The sequence below is a fragment of the Pseudoalteromonas sp. NEC-BIFX-2020_015 genome (assembly GCF_012952265.1).
Taxonomy (GTDB): domain Bacteria; phylum Pseudomonadota; class Gammaproteobacteria; order Enterobacterales; family Alteromonadaceae; genus Pseudoalteromonas; species Pseudoalteromonas neustonica.
In genome coordinates this window covers 265,624-280,596 of record NZ_JABCJL010000002.1, presented here as the reverse complement: position 1 = coordinate 280,596, position 14,973 = coordinate 265,624, and the positions used below count along the sequence as shown (strand labels likewise).

The window sequence follows — 14,973 nt, the reverse complement described above, 5'->3', positions numbered from 1 at the left end:
GTAGAATCATTGTAGCTGGTGTTGTTTATGCTAAGGGCCTTTAATTGGGTCTTTGGATAAAAGAAAGCTACATTTACTGGGTATAAAGATGGATCAAAAGCGTTGTGCCGTCGCCTCTAAAGAAACTCTGATGCGTATATTTACCGTGCCTGAAGCACCTGACTCAACTTTGAGTAAAATCGAACTTGAGATTTCGAGCAACTTAGCAGGTTTTTTAAATGAGAACATTGCGGCAATTGAAAAGCCATTGCATGAAATTGAAAAAGATTTTCAATCAGCGGTGATCCCAGAAGATCCAACTTTTGTTTCAGCTTATGCGCAGGACATTATGGAGCAACTTGTTGCTCATTCAGTGCATACAGCCGCGCCAAGCTTTATTGGCCATATGACTTCAGCGCTACCGCATTTTGTGCTGCCACTATCTAAGTTGATGGTGGGCCTTAATCAAAACCTGGTAAAAATTGAAACCTCCAAAGCATTTACTCCCCTTGAACGCCAAGTACTTGGCATGATGCATCATTTAGCATACGGGCAAGATGACGGTTTTTATAGTAAATGGATGCACAGTGCTAAAACATCACTCGGTGCATTTTGCTCTGGTGGCACAATTGCAAATATTACCGCGTTGTGGATTGCCCGTAACCGTTTGCTTAAAGCGGATGGGGAATTTAAAGGGATTGGCGCGCAGGGCTTGATCAGTGCCATGCTGCATTATGGTTATAAAGGCTTAGCGGTATTGATTTCTGAGCGTGGTCATTATTCATTGGGTAAATCAGCTGATTTATTAGGTATTGGTCGTGATAACTTTATAGCCATTAAAACGGCTGATAACAATAAGGTCGATGTTGATGCAATGCGCGCGAAAGCACATGAGTTAGAAGCGCAGGGCATAAAAGTGATGGCCATAGTAGGCGTAGCGGGAACTACTGAAACCGGCAATATTGATCCACTTGATGCCATGGCTGATTTAAGTGCAGAGCTTAATTGCCATTTTCATGTAGATGCTGCTTGGGGCGGGGCAACTTTATTATCGCAAACTCACCGACCACTTTTAAAAGGCATTGAGCGAGCAGATTCAATCACTATTGATGCACATAAACAAATGTATGTGCCAATGGGGGCGGGGCTAGTGTTATTCAAAGACCCCACAGCGACGGATGCTATTGAGCATCATGCTGAATATATACTGCGTAAAGGCTCAAAAGACTTAGGTAGCCATACGCTCGAAGGCAGTCGCCCAGGTATGGCGATGTTAGTGCATGCTTGCTTACGAGTAATTGGCCGTAAAGGCTATGAAATATTGATTGATAAAGGCATAGAAAAAGCACAGTATTTTGCTGAATTAGTTAAAGCGGATGACGATTTTGAGCTGATCTCAGAGCCTGAATTATGTTTGCTAACATACCGTTATGTACCAAAGAAAATTAAGCAAAAAATAGCAGAAGCAGACGAGCAAACACGGCTAGATATTTTTGCCTCACTAAATCGTTTTACCGCCAGTATGCAAAAACGTCAACGAGAAGCAGGGCGCTCATTCGTTTCGCGTACACGTTTAACACCAGCTCAGTATGATCATCAACCTACCGTGGTATTTAGAGTGGTACTTGCTAACCCACTTACATCACAGAGTATCTTAAAAGATATTTTGGCTGAGCAAAAAGAACTGGCTAAAACAGATCCTGTCTTTAAAAAATACTTATCTAAGTATATGAAGTAATAATTAATGGTGTTAGTTATGTAATTAACACCATTAATGCTTTGTACATTAGCTAAAGCAACTCGCTTTAATCATTTCACTAATAATAATTTGCGATGGTTTTATTTTTTCCATCGCTAAAAACTCATCCGGCTGGTGAGCTTGATTAATAGAGCCAGGCCCCATAACAATGGTTTCACAGCCTAATTGCTGAATAAACGGTGCTTCAGTACAGTAATTAACTGCGACCGCTTTCTCGCCAGATATTTTTTCTGCCAGTTTAACCAATGCCGAATCAGTGCTGCCGGTGAAAGCGGGAATTGGCTCGTGCATATCGACCACACTCACTGAATCTGGGTATTGATTGTTTATTTCAGCGGCCATTTTTAGCAGCATCATTTGCAATTCTTGTACGCTTAAACCCGGCAATGGGCGCATATCAATGTGCATTTCGCAGCAGCCACAGATACGGTTTGCATTATCGCCACCGTGGATATGGCCTAAGTTTAAAGTAGGGTAAGGAATAACAAAATGCTCAACTGCATACTTATTCTTTAATTCTTCTTTTAAAACTAATAATTTTGCAATCACTTTATGCATTACTTCAATGGCGTTTAAGCCGCGCTCAGGATCAGAACTGTGACCTGAACGACCCACTACTCTAATAGCACTGCTCATATGCCCTTTATGCGTGAAAACAGGCGTCATATCAGTAGGTTCACCAATAATACAGCGGGCGGGCTTTAAATTTGAGTGCTTACAAATTTGTTGCGCGCCGGCCATGGTCGTTTCTTCATCGGCGGTGGCTAAAATCAAAATTGGCTGTGTTTGTGCGCCTTTATCTAGTTCATTGATAGCGTGCAATACAAAAGCAAAAAAACCTTTCATATCAATGCTTCCTAATCCATATAATTTATTATCGTGCTCACTTAATTTAAACGGATTGTAGTTCCAGCGGCTATCATCAAATGGCACGGTATCAGTATGACCAGCAAGCATTAAACCGCCATCCCCTTGGCCTCGTTTTGCGAGTAAATTAAAACGACCTTTAGCGCCCGACAATTCTGTTATTTCACATTCAAATCCAAGGCTTGTACACCAAGTGGCTAATAAATCAATCACCCCTTTATTACTCATAGACAATGACTCATCCATAGCACTAATTGAAGGCGCAGCGATCAATTGCTGATACATAGATAAAAAAGACGGTAATGACATAAAAAAATCCAAAATAAGTATTCAATCTAATTGCATAACAATATAAAAGTATTTATGATGAATATCAATTCACTTTTTAAGCATAAATATATTAAAGCGACGCAATGAATATAAAACGACGATAACCCAGTTTCATTCCTAAAATAGTGTGTTTATGCACTGTTAAACCCGATTTGAACATAAATGTAGTAATAAAAACCAAAAAGAGTAACGAATGAAAGTAGTGATTATTGGCGCAAGTGGTTATAGCGGCGCAGAATTAGCCAGTTTAGTCGCAAAACACCCACAATTAACCTTAGCTGGTTGCTATGTATCTGAGCAAAGCTTAGATAAAGGTAAATTATTAAGTGACTTGTACCCTGAGCATCTAGGTTTACTAGATTCTCCTTTATTACCGCTGAGCGAAAGTGCGTTTAGCGATATTGACAATACGGCTGACTTTGTTTGTTTATGTACTGATCATAAAGTGAGTGTTGATTTAGCGCCACGCTTTTTAAGCATGGGCAAAAAAGTATTTGATTTATCAGGTGGCTATCGTTTAAGCAGCAATGAAGATTATCAAACCTATTATGGCTTTGAACATCAGCATACAGAGTTATTGAGTGAAGCGGCATACGGATTAGTTGAGTGGAATAGCGAAGCAATTGCAAAAGCAAAGCTTGTGGCTGTGGCGGGTTGTTATCCAACAGCTGCATTAAACGCGTTAAAGCCATTACAACAAGCCGGTTTATTGGCTGATCAAACTATTATTATTAATGCCGTATCAGGTGTTACAGGTGCAGGGCGTAAAGCCAGTGTGGGCACGCATTTTTGTGAAGTGTCACTAGCGCCATACGGATTATTTAATCACAGGCACAGCCCTGAAATTGAACAACATTTAGGTCATAAAGTGTTATTTACACCGCATTTAGGTAATTTTCCACGCGGTATTTTAGAAACCATTTATGTACAACTAAAAGCAGATGTAACGCCAGAGCAAGTTACGCAAGCCTACCAAGTGCTTGTTGATGAGCCACTGATCCGATTACTGGGTCGTAAAATACCATCAATTAAAGGGGTGGCTAAGCAGCCGTTTGTGGATATTGCTTGGCAACAACAAGGGTGCCAACTGATTGTAATGGCAGCCATTGATAACTTATTAAAAGGTGCTGCTGGGCAAGCACTACAATGTATTAATTTAGCGATGGGGATACCTCATAGCACTGGTTTAAAAGGGTAATTAGTAATGCAAACATGGGTCATTAAACTCGGTGGTGCAGTACTCAATACAGAAGACGCGGCAAAAGCGTTATTTGAGGCGCTGGCATCGCAAACTCAAGCGCAATTTGTCATCGTTCATGGCGGTGGCTCACTGGTAGATAATTGGTTGAGCGAGGCGGGGTTTGCCAGTGCGAAACATCAAGGCTTACGCATCAGTCCGAAAGAGCAAATGCCTTATATTGTAGGGGCATTGGCAGGCTGTGCGAATAAACAATTAATGAGCCAAGCAATTATTGCAGGTCATAAACCGGTCGGACTTAGTTTATACGAAGCGGGCATTATTTCGTCACAAAAATTAAAAGCGCTTGGTCAAGTGGGTAATTGTGAAAGTGGTGAGCAAAGCGTGCTCCCTGAGTTGTTAAAGCTCGGACGCTTACCGCTGGTGAGCTCTATTGGCTTTGGTGATGATGGCCTTTGGTATAACGTAAATGCCGATGAAGCTGCTGCGGCAATTGCAAAAGAACTTAATGCAGAAATTATTTTTATGACTGATGTAGAGGCAGTGCTTGATGCAAATAAACAGCCGTTACATCAACTTGACACAAATCAGATCAATACTCTGATTACAGATGGAGTAATTTTGGGTGGGATGGAGGTCAAAGTAAAGACCAGCCTTCTTGCTGCCCAGCACTTACGACGCGGAGTGTATATTTCGAGCTGGCAAAAGCCAGAAAATTTAGTCGCTCTACTTGCCGGTGAGCACGTCGGAACAAAAATTACACCATAGGTTTTTATATGTTTAATCATTTTTTATCGGGTCTTGAACTAGACCAACAAGGCGCAATTAAGTTACTTAATCTTGCGCAAAAAATTAAAGCGAATCCTGCTGATTTTAGTCAAGCCCTAGCGGGTAAATCCGTGGTTACTTTATTTGAAAAGCCGAGCTTACGTACGCGTTTATCATTTGATATTGGTATTAATAAGTTAGGTGGTCATGCGGTGTATCTTGATTCGCAAAATGGTGCCATGGGCGCACGTGAATCAGTGAAAGATTTTGCTTTGAATATCGCCAGTTGGGCAGACGGCATCGTGGCACGGGTATATCAACATAAAACGTTAACTACACTTGCTGAGTTCTCGAGCGTTCCTGTGGTTAATAGCTTGTGTGATTTATATCACCCATGCCAAGCACTTGCTGACTTTTTAACACTGCAAGAAGTGTATGGTGATGTAAGCCAACTAAAACTGGCTTATTTAGGTGAAGGTAACAACGTAACTCATTCACTAATGTTGCTTGCAGCTACTTTAGGTACTGATTTCGTTGCTGTATGCCCTAAAGGCAGCTCACCGGATTCGCAAATTTTAAAGCAAGCAGAACAAATTGCAGCAATGAATGGCGCATCAGTGATGGTCAGCGACCGTGTTGAAGCGGCTGTAGGTGCTAACGCTGTGTATGCAGATACATGGGTATCAATGGGTGATGAAACGCCACTTGATCAAGTAAAAGAAAAGTACATGCCGTATCAATTAAACAAGGCGTTACTTGAACTAACAGGGGCTGACACTGTACTGCATTGCCAGCCTGCACACCGTGAGTTTGAAATTACTTCAGAAGTAATGGATGGTCCGGCGTCAAAAATTATACAACAAGCAGAAAACCGTATGCATGCGCAAAACGCGTTGCTTGTTTCATTATTAAATCCAAATTTTGTGTAAGGTATCACCAATGCGTTCTATTAAAAAAGTTGTATTAGCCTATTCTGGTGGTTTAGATACGTCGGCCATTGTGCCATGGTTAAAAGAGAACTACGGCTGTGAAGTCATTGCTTTTGTGGCCGATGTAGGTCAAGGCGCAGAAGAGCTTGAAGGTGTTGAAGCAAAAGCGATCGCATCAGGTGCATCTGAGTGTTATGTCGTTGACCTAAAAGATGAGATGGTAAGTGACTATATTTATCCAACGCTTAAAACAGGTTCAATCTACGAAGGTACTTATTTATTAGGTACGTCAATGGCACGTCCTATTATTGCAAAAGCGCAGGTTGAAATTGCTCGCAAAGTAGGTGCTGATGCACTTTCTCATGGTTGTACTGGTAAAGGTAATGACCAAGTACGTTTTGAATCGTGTTTTGCCGCGCTTGCTCCAGATCTTCAAGTGATTGCGCCATGGCGTGAGTGGGATTTATCAAGCCGTGAGTCATTACTTGATTACTTAGCAGAGCGTGATATTCCATGTTCAGCGTCTGCAACTAAAATCTACAGTCGTGATGCAAACGCGTGGCATATTTCGCACGAAGGTGGTGAGCTTGAAGATCCGTGGTGCCAACCAAGTGAGCAAGTTTGGACATGGACTAATTCACCAGAGCAAGCGCCAAATGAGCCTGAGTTTGTTACCTTAAAGGTAGTTGAAGGTGAAGTAGTTGCGGTAAATGGCGAGCAACTTAAACCGTATGACTGCTTAGTTAAGCTTAATGATATTGCATCCCCGCATGGCGTTGGTCGTGTTGATATCGTTGAAAACCGCTTAGTGGGCATGAAATCACGTGGTTGTTATGAAACACCAGGTGGGACAGTGATCATGGCGGCATTACAAGCGATTGATGAGCTAGTACTTGATAAAGCAAGTCGTAAATGGAAAGAAGTATTGGGCGGCGAGTTCTCACACTTAGTCTATGACGGTCGTTGGTTTACACCACTTAAAGACTCAATATTAGCGGGCGCAGAAGCATTATCAACTGTTGCTACTGGCGAAGTTATTCTTAAGCTTTATAAAGGCCAAGTAACTGCGGTTCAGAAAAAATCACCAAATAGCTTATACAGCGAAGACTTTGCAACATTTGGTGCAGATGATGTGTACGACCAATCGCATGCTGAAGGTTTTATTCGTTTATTCTCGCTTTCAAGCAGAATTTCAGCACTCGCGAAGAAGTAATTTTACAAAAGCCCCGTACATAAATCGGGGCAATTTCAGGGTTTGGAGATATTTCATGGCATTATGGGGCGGACGTTTTTCTACGGGTCCAGATGAGGCGTTTAAAGAATTTAACGACTCACTTCCCTTCGATTATCAACTCGCAGAGCAGGACATTGTTGGCTCTGTTGCATGGGCTGGTGCCTTAAAGCAAGTTGATGTATTAAGCAGTAGCGAGCATCAATCGCTAGTAGCAGCATTAAATGAATTACTCGACGAAGTAAAAGCTGATCCACAAGCAGTGGCAACTTCGGGCGCTGAGGATATTCATTCTCATGTTGAAGCTGCTTTAATCGAAAAAGTGGGCGATTTAGCTAAAAAACTACACACTGGACGTAGCCGTAACGACCAAGTTGCTACAGATTTTCGTCTATGGTGTCGTGATACCGCCGATCATTTACTTGAAGCGCTAGCGCAGTTAAAAGGTGAATTTATTGCTTTAGCTGAGCGTGAGCTAGGAACTATTTTACCGGGTTACACCCATTTACAACGTGCTCAACCATTGCTATTTAGTCATTGGTGTATGGCGTATGTTGAAATGCTTGAGCGTGATGAAAGTCGTTTAGCTGATGCTAAAGCCCGTATGAATTTTTGCCCATTAGGCAGTGGCGCACTTGCCGGTACGGCGTACCCAATAGATAGGCAAACTCTTGCCGCAGGGCTAGGTTTTACCGCTGCGACAAAAAATAGTTTAGATGCTGTGTCAGACCGGGACTTTGTTGTTGAGTTATTAAGCTGTGCGTCAATCTCCATGATCCATTTATCGCGTATGTCAGAAGATTTGATCTTCTACAACTCGGGTGAAGCCGGGTTTATAGAGTTGGCAGATAATGTCACTTCAGGCTCATCATTGATGCCGCAAAAGAAAAACCCCGATGCACTGGAGCTTATTCGTGGTAAAACAGGCCGTGTATTTGGTGCCTTTAGTGCCATGATGATGACCTTAAAAGCCCTGCCACTTGCTTATAATAAAGATATGCAAGAAGACAAAGAAGGCTTATTTGATGCAATGCCTACATGGCTTGCGTGTATTCATATGGCTCAGGCGTGTCTCAAGGGGGTTAAAGTTAACGGCGAACGAACTTTAGCAGCAGCTAAGGGTGGGCACTCAAATGCAACCGAACTTGCAGACTACTTGGTAGCTAAAGGTATACCCTTTAGAGAGGGGCATCATATTGTGGGTGTGCTTGTGCAAATGGCTATCGCACAAGGGAATAACTTAGAGGATTTAAGTTTAGAACAGTTCCAATCAGTGCATAGTATTTTTGAACAAGATGTATATGCTGTATTAGAAATAGACGCATGTATAAAAGCACGTCAAGCATTGGGTGGCACATCGTTAGAGCAAGTTACCATTGCAGTTAAAGATGCCAAAAAAAAACAGCAAATAACGGTACGCGACGCCAACCTTGATGATGTTGAAGGTATTGCGAAGCTAATACAACACTGGGCTACCGTAGGTGAAAATTTACCACGTGCTAAAAGCGATATGGTGCATTCTATTAATGAATTTGCTGTGACACAAGTGAACGGGAAAGTTGCAGGCTGTGCGTCATTGTATATTTATGATACCGGCCTTGCTGAAATACGCTCCTTGGGTATTGACCCTGATACAGGCGTAACTGGACAAGGGCGGCAGCTGGTGGAGCATTTACTAACTAAAGCCAAAAAGTTGGCGCTTAATCGTATTATCGTTTTGACGCGAGTCCCTGATTTTTTTGAAAAACAAGGCTTCACATTCTGTACTAAAGACAGCTTACCAGAGAAGGTAATGAAAGATTGTGAACTGTGTTTACGTAAAGATAATTGCGATGAAGTCGCAATGGAATTTATTTTGAAGCTAAGTAATAGTGCGGAGATCCCGTGTAAAAACGTGGCTTAAAATCCCTGGATATAAAAGACGTACGGTTATCCCTGTGCGTTTTTTTATATTTGACACAAACTGGTATGACCTCACCTCTGAGTTTTCAAGTTGCAAATCGACTATTTAAATTTACTAGATCAAAAAAGATCAATTTTATAAAAAGTTGGATCGTAAATTGCTATTAGGTACATGAGATGGATGAAAATTGATTCATCTTTACAAAAACGCCAAAAATTTAACAGAGCGTTATCAACAGCGACTTAAAACTGCTTAGGTCACTATTAACATTAAATGAAAGGAATAGTCTCATGCAAGTTACAGGTAATAGCCAATTACAAATGCAAGCATACAGCTCTATGCAACAATCAAAGCCCGCTTTAGAACAAAGCGCTAGCAATAAAACCCTACAATCTGATACAGTGTCTATATCTAATGAAGCCTTATTAGCGGCAGGTGGTGAAGCTGAGATTCAGCGTGGTGGTGGTGGTTTATCAATTGACCCTGATCGTCGTCGCCCATCGTAACTTGTTAATAAGGTTTAGCAAAAACGAGATGGTGTATGTATTTTGATTTAACGTCTTTAGGGATCCACTTTGATACTATTATCATTTGGGGATTATTAATGGCTTGCTTGTATAATTTGTTACTAAAGTTTGCTGTTGAAGACCGAAGTATTTCACCTCTCGTTGTTTCTTTTATAATGTTGCTTTCTTATGGCTTAAGCTATGAGTTTGTTGACCTTAATGCTGGAATGTACGTTTATCTTATCTGGGTAAAATATGACTTTTTAACTATTACTGCCCTTTTGGTCTCGCATAAACTTTTAAAGCTTCCGTACACTGCAACGTTGAAATATATACTTGCTGGACTTACTGTTAATACCTTAATTTTCTTAGGGATACACATTGATATAGTTCTACTAGAGAATAAAGAGTACTGGTGGTTTTGGAGTTTTTATTCTATAGGTATTACGGTTGTAGATTTCTTTATGGTTGTCACACTTATCTTCGGAAAAGATTGGTTACATATTGGAAAGCTTTTTACAAAAAAAAATAATAAAAAACAAATTAATAGCCTAAAAAATTGTTAACGTAACTAATTAAAAAATTGTGGCGTTATTTCAAGAACCTTTTAATTTATATCTATCCTCATTAATCGTATGGGGCTTTCTGATGGCTTTTCTGTACAATCTCGTACAGAAATCAGCCTCACCAGGAAGTGACAGTACAGCAATGTGGGTTGCGTTTACTATTTTCTTATCCTATTTAGTCGGCGATCCATTACTACACCAAAGCATTGGCTATGATATTTTAAACTCCACCACTATTTATGCTATATGGGCAGCTTACGATGTTGTAACGCTACTATTTATTGCCTTTATTTCTGCAAAAAAAACAGTCGAAAACCTACCAGCTAAAATTTACATCATTATTGGTTTTAGCGTTAATATTTTTCTTTTTCTCGGTATGTATGTTGATCTACAGTATGGTAAATATATTGGAGCATGGTGGTTTTGGCACATCTATAGTATTGGAGTTAACTTATCCGACATCATGATGATTATTGCTCTTGTGCTGAATAAGGACTTTCTTGGTTTTGCTAAGTGCTTTAAATGGATTTTAAAGAACAAAACACTGTCCCAATCGCGCTGCATTTAATAGCCCATGGCTATGTTGCCACAAGCTCATCATTATTTACTTTTTAAAAATAAACTGCTGAGCTTCCTTGGCCCAAAGATGGCTGCGGAAACTCATTATTGTTCAAAGGCTGTTTTAGCCATGTAGCTTATCTTGTAATGCCTTGACTACTAAAGGACTTACAAACTCGCTTACATCTCCTTTGTGACGCGCTACTTCTTTAACTAAGGTTGAAGAGATAAATGAATTTTTCTCAGCGGGTGTGAGAAATACACTTTCTAAATCGGGGTTTAATCGCCTATTCATATTGGCGAGCTGAAACTCATAATCAAAATCAGACACCGCCCGAATCCCTCGGATCAATACATTGGCATTATGATCACGGGCAAGATCAGCAAGTAATCCTGAGAAACCAATCACGCTTACATTATCAATATGAGTTAATAAACTGTTTGCTAGGGCTACCCGCTCATCTAAGCTAAAACATGGTTTTTTACTGGGGTTATGAGCAATGGCAACAATGACAGTATCAAACATCTTAGCTGCCCGTTGAATTAAATCTGTGTGCCCATTCGTTAATGGATCAAAGGTTCCTGGGTAAATTGCAGTGACTTTCATAAGTATCGGCTTAATGTTATGTTTGCGGCTATATTAACAGCGTTTGTAATCCAAATCAGCCTTTCCAATTGAGGGATAAGTGACACGTATGTAAATTAGTTTATTTCAATATGACGTAAACAATACGAATTATGGGTTAGAAATTTTCATGATGGTATTTAATTGTTTATTTATTGTTTATACTGCGCGGCTAATTATATTTGAGTAAACTTTGAGCATTTGCTTTAAAAACAACCTAGAGTAGCAGGATATGAGTACCAAGGATAAAATAATTCAGACTAGCATTAAGCTATTTAATGAGCACGGGGAACGTGCGATTACTACCAACCATATCTCTTCTCACATGGGGATAAGCCCTGGGAACCTTTATTATCACTTTAAGAATAAAGAGGACATTATTCGTCATATTTTTTCACTTTACAGTGAGCATTTACATACCCAGTTTCTTCCTATAGTCAAAGGCGATGAAGCACTTTCGCATTTGTCTGGCTATTTGGATGCATTATTTGAATTGATGTGGCGTTTTCATTTTTTCTATGACAATTTAGGGGATATTTTATCTCGAGATGAAGTGTTGAAAAAAGATTACATTGATTTTCAAGCCGCTTTGCTTGGCCAAGTTAGAGAAATTATAATAGGCCTGCGTGAAGGCGGGGTTATTACAATTGATGACGAAGATGCGGTTGAGCTTGCTCATATGTTGAAGATTACGGTGAGCTTTTGGACGCCCTACATCAAAGCTCGTCGTTTAAGTGGTGAGCTTATGCAGCAAGATATTTATAATGGAATTTTAAAAATATTATTGCTCGTTAAAGCATATGGGACTGAGCAAAGTATCCCAAAAATTAACTTGTTACGTGAAAAGTATAGTGAATTAGCGCAAGAAGCCGAACCTGCCTGATGGGGATTTGAGGTTTGTTTATTTCCTAGACGTTATATTTTTTGCTATAATCGCGCGCCCAACACGTGGGTGCGTGAATTCTTAAAATTGTCTAACGAGTGAACTATGCTTAAATTTATCGTCAAACTCCATCCTGAAATAGCCATTAAAAGCCGCTCCGTGCGTAAACGTTTTACAAAGTTGTTAGAGAACAACATTAAAATTGTATTACGTAAGCTTGACGAAAAAGTACAAGTTCAGAACAACTGGGACAATATATCAGTTGTCACTAAGTCTGATGACGCACAAATGCGCATTGATTTTATTGATGGTCTGCAGCGCATCCCTGGTATTGTGCAATTTATTGAAGTAACTGAGACAAACTTCGAAAACCTTCACGACATTTATGAGAAAGCACTCGATCTGATTGGCCACACTGTTGTTAATAAAGCATTCTGCGTACGCTGTAAGCGTCAGGGCAAGCATGACTTTACATCAACAGATGTTGAACGTTATGTTGGTGGTGGCTTAAATCAGCATGTTGAAGGGGCGAGTGTAAGGCTTAAAAATCCAGAAGTAACAATACGCCTAGAAATAAAAGATGATAAAGCATATATAGTAACGCAAACTCATTATGGTATGTCAGGTTTCCCACTACCAACTCAGGAAGATGTATTGTCACTTATGTCAGGTGGTTTTGACTCAGGTGTTGCAAGTTATCAAATGATCCGTAAGGGGGCTCGTACTCACTTTTTGTTCTTTAATCTAGGCGGCGCAGCACACGAAATTGGTGTTAAGCAAGCAAGCTATTATATCTGGAAGCAGTTTAGCTCAACGCATAAAGTTAAATTTATTAGTGTCGATTTTGAGCCAGTTGTCGCTGAAATATTAGAAAATGTTGAAAACAGTCAAATGGGCGTAATCCTCAAACGTATGATGATGCGTGCAGGTAGCCAAATTGCTGAAAAACTAGGTATACAAGCACTAGTTACTGGTGAAAGTTTAGGTCAGGTTTCAAGCCAAACACTGGCAAATCTCAGCGTCATTGATCGTGTTACAGAAACACTTATTTTACGCCCGTTAATTCAGCATGATAAGCAAGAAATTATCGATATTGCCCGTAAAATTGGTACTGCCGAGATGGCAGAGACCATGCCTGAATATTGTGGGGTTATCTCTAAAAAACCAACAGTTAAAGCAAAAATTGAGGTTGTAAAAGCAGAAGAGCAAAAGTTTGACTTTGATGTACTTAATACTGTTATTGAAAATGCACGTGTTATGGATGTGCGTGATATTGACCTTGAAGCCAAGCAAGAGCTTAAAGAGGCTGAGTCAGTTTCTGACTTACCTAGCGATGCAGTGGTTGTTGATATTCGTTCTCCAGAAGAAGAAGACGCTAAACCACTTGAAATTGATGGGATTGAAGTAGTGCATTTACCCTTCTTTCGCTTAGCAACAAAGTTTGGCGATTTACCGCAAGATAAAGACTATTACTTATATTGTGCGAAGGGCGTAATGAGCCAACTACAGGCACTTATTTTACATGATAATGGTTTTGCCAATGTAAAAGTATATCGCCCTTAAGTAAGGCCTATCTGATTGAAAAGGCGCGATTTAAATCGCGCTTTTTTTATGCCTGATGGCATCAAGAAGAGATTGATTATGTGGGGTGTTTATATCGAGTATTTTAGCCTGCTGGCAAATATAGCCACACATAGCATCGATTTCAGTTACTCGACTATGGGCAACATCCTGCTGCATTGATGAAAAGTTATTTTGTGTATCACTCATCACTTGATAAGCCGTTGCAAGCACGTCAGCAAGAGTTACATTAACGCCCATTTTTTTGGCAACGTGACATGCTTCATTTACTGTATTTAAGATTTTACGGCTAAATATGGGGGCTCTAAGGGCACCATTTTTTACGTTATAAAGTGCGGAAAGCGGATTGATGGCAATATTTATTAATAACTTTTGCCAACGAAGTTGGTTGATATGCTCACTAAAACGAATATTAGGTAAATTATTTAATTGTGATAATACCGCTTTATAGCGAGTTGCTGCAATTGCATTACAGCTGCCTAAAATACTCTCCCCGTAACCCGTGTGCGCAACCTTTATTGGTGTTACTTTAAAACCCGCCAAACGCGTGGTTAAAAAGTATAAGCCTTGTTGGCTTTGTAATTGGCACAATAAAGGGTCTAAATCACTGAGCCCATTATGTGATAACACAATATTGCAGTTATCGCTTAAGTAAGGTTTTACAAGTGAGAAAGCGTCATTTACTTGGTATGCTTTTACTGCAAATATAACCGTGTCGAGCGCCTTGGTTTTTAATCGATTTAACTGTGTTGTATTTAATACCGTTGCCGAAATTACCTGTTGCTGCTCATTATATTGGTAGTAGTAATTGCTTTTGCAATCCCCACTTCTCGTTATTAATGTGATCTGATTATTTGCACTTAAAAAGTGGCTATATAACAGCCCTATAGCGCCATCACCGATAATTACGATATTAGCCATGGTTGGGTTTTTTACCAATGTGGAATATCAATTTAATCGCAAAATAACTTGCTGCGCCTGCAAAGTCGGCAATAAAGTCGGCAACTGAAGCTTGGCGATAAGGTAGCATTCCTTGCATAACTTCAATAGCTGCGCCATACCCAGCAAGTAAAAATATTTGTAAGAGCAAAGGAATTTTAAAAGCTTTATCCATGACAACTGCGAGTATGAAAAAAATGCCAAAATGAGCCACTTTATCAACATGTGGAAATAGATTAGCAGCACCTTTAACTTCTTTAGCAAATAAAAATGTAAAGGCCACTATACTGATTAAAAATAGGGCTTGGTATACACGCCGAGTCACAGTTAATCCTAAAATAGCTTAAAAAT

The 14,973-nt window shown here is 40.0% G+C and carries 15 protein-coding genes; 11 read left to right on the top strand and 4 right to left on the bottom strand.

All coding sequences use genetic code 11. From position 1 onward, the window contains the following. Positions 1 to 88: 88 nt before the first annotated feature. Positions 89 to 1,717 (top strand): pyridoxal-dependent aspartate 1-decarboxylase PanP, encoded by a 1,629-nt coding sequence (panP, locus tag HH219_RS02740; protein WP_169326557.1) that lies wholly within the window; start codon positions 89 to 91, stop codon positions 1,715 to 1,717. Between the two features lie 48 nt (positions 1,718 to 1,765). On the opposite strand, the gene argE is transcribed toward panP, so the two are convergent. Further along, entirely contained in the window at positions 1,766 to 2,914 is a 1,149-nt protein-coding gene (gene argE / locus HH219_RS02735; RefSeq protein WP_169326556.1) for an acetylornithine deacetylase, read from the bottom strand. A 214-nt stretch (positions 2,915 to 3,128) separates the two neighbouring features. Here argE and argC point away from each other — a divergent pair, with 214 nt between their 5' ends. The 8 genes from argC to HH219_RS02695 all read left to right on the top strand — a co-directional run bounded on the left by argC (position 3,129) and on the right by HH219_RS02695 (position 10,604). Next, positions 3,129 to 4,133, top strand: a complete 1,005-nt coding sequence (argC, locus tag HH219_RS02730) for an N-acetyl-gamma-glutamyl-phosphate reductase (protein WP_169326555.1) — start codon at positions 3,129 to 3,131, stop codon at positions 4,131 to 4,133. Between the two features lie 6 nt (positions 4,134 to 4,139). Next, the gene (gene argB / locus HH219_RS02725) at positions 4,140 to 4,901 is read left to right on the top strand and encodes an acetylglutamate kinase (RefSeq protein WP_054204332.1); all 762 of its coding nucleotides are present in this window, start codon (positions 4,140 to 4,142) and stop codon (positions 4,899 to 4,901) included. An 8-nt stretch (positions 4,902 to 4,909) separates the two neighbouring features. Further along, positions 4,910 to 5,830 (top strand): ornithine carbamoyltransferase, encoded by a 921-nt coding sequence (locus tag HH219_RS02720; protein ID WP_169326554.1) that lies wholly within the window; start codon positions 4,910 to 4,912, stop codon positions 5,828 to 5,830. Between the two features lie 10 nt (positions 5,831 to 5,840). Next, positions 5,841 to 7,043 carry an argininosuccinate synthase gene (locus HH219_RS02715; protein WP_169326553.1) on the top strand — a complete coding sequence of 401 codons (1,203 nt, stop codon included), beginning with the start codon at positions 5,841 to 5,843 and terminating at the stop codon, positions 7,041 to 7,043. Between the two features lie 55 nt (positions 7,044 to 7,098). Further along, positions 7,099 to 8,964, top strand: coding sequence for an argininosuccinate lyase (argH, locus tag HH219_RS02710; RefSeq protein ID WP_169326552.1), 1,866 nt, complete (start codon positions 7,099 to 7,101; stop codon positions 8,962 to 8,964). 290 nt (positions 8,965 to 9,254) lie between these two features. Further along, positions 9,255 to 9,470 carry a hypothetical protein gene (locus HH219_RS02705; protein ID WP_054455137.1) on the top strand — a complete coding sequence of 72 codons (216 nt, stop codon included), beginning with the start codon at positions 9,255 to 9,257 and terminating at the stop codon, positions 9,468 to 9,470. A gap of 35 nt (positions 9,471 to 9,505) precedes the next feature. After that, positions 9,506 to 10,036, top strand: a complete 531-nt coding sequence (locus tag HH219_RS02700) for a hypothetical protein (protein ID WP_054455139.1) — start codon at positions 9,506 to 9,508, stop codon at positions 10,034 to 10,036. Between the two features lie 82 nt (positions 10,037 to 10,118). After that, positions 10,119 to 10,604: a hypothetical protein gene (locus HH219_RS02695; RefSeq protein ID WP_169326551.1), complete on the top strand. Its 486-nt coding sequence runs from the start codon at positions 10,119 to 10,121 to the stop codon at positions 10,602 to 10,604. A gap of 114 nt (positions 10,605 to 10,718) precedes the next feature. Here HH219_RS02695 and coaD read toward each other — a convergent pair whose 3' ends face one another. Beyond that, a complete protein-coding gene (gene coaD, locus HH219_RS02690; protein ID WP_054204325.1) occupies positions 10,719 to 11,201 on the bottom strand; it encodes a pantetheine-phosphate adenylyltransferase in 483 nt (160 codons plus the stop codon). 250 nt (positions 11,202 to 11,451) lie between these two features. Here coaD and HH219_RS02685 point away from each other — a divergent pair, with 250 nt between their 5' ends. Further along, positions 11,452 to 12,102: a TetR/AcrR family transcriptional regulator gene (locus HH219_RS02685; RefSeq protein ID WP_054204324.1), complete on the top strand. Its 651-nt coding sequence runs from the start codon at positions 11,452 to 11,454 to the stop codon at positions 12,100 to 12,102. A gap of 105 nt (positions 12,103 to 12,207) precedes the next feature. Continuing rightward, positions 12,208 to 13,665, top strand: a complete 1,458-nt coding sequence (gene thiI / locus HH219_RS02680; protein WP_169326550.1) for a tRNA uracil 4-sulfurtransferase ThiI — start codon at positions 12,208 to 12,210, stop codon at positions 13,663 to 13,665. A gap of 30 nt (positions 13,666 to 13,695) precedes the next feature. On the opposite strand, the gene HH219_RS02675 is transcribed toward thiI, so the two are convergent. Both HH219_RS02675 and HH219_RS02670 read right to left on the bottom strand, forming a co-directional pair. Continuing rightward, positions 13,696 to 14,604: a 2-dehydropantoate 2-reductase gene (locus HH219_RS02675; RefSeq protein ID WP_054455143.1), complete on the bottom strand. Its 909-nt coding sequence runs from the start codon at positions 14,602 to 14,604 to the stop codon at positions 13,696 to 13,698. Then, positions 14,597 to 14,947 (bottom strand): VanZ family protein, encoded by a 351-nt coding sequence (locus HH219_RS02670; protein ID WP_169326549.1) that lies wholly within the window; start codon positions 14,945 to 14,947, stop codon positions 14,597 to 14,599. The genes HH219_RS02675 and HH219_RS02670 overlap by 8 nt, the downstream gene beginning before the upstream one ends. Positions 14,948 to 14,973: the final 26 nt, after the last annotated feature.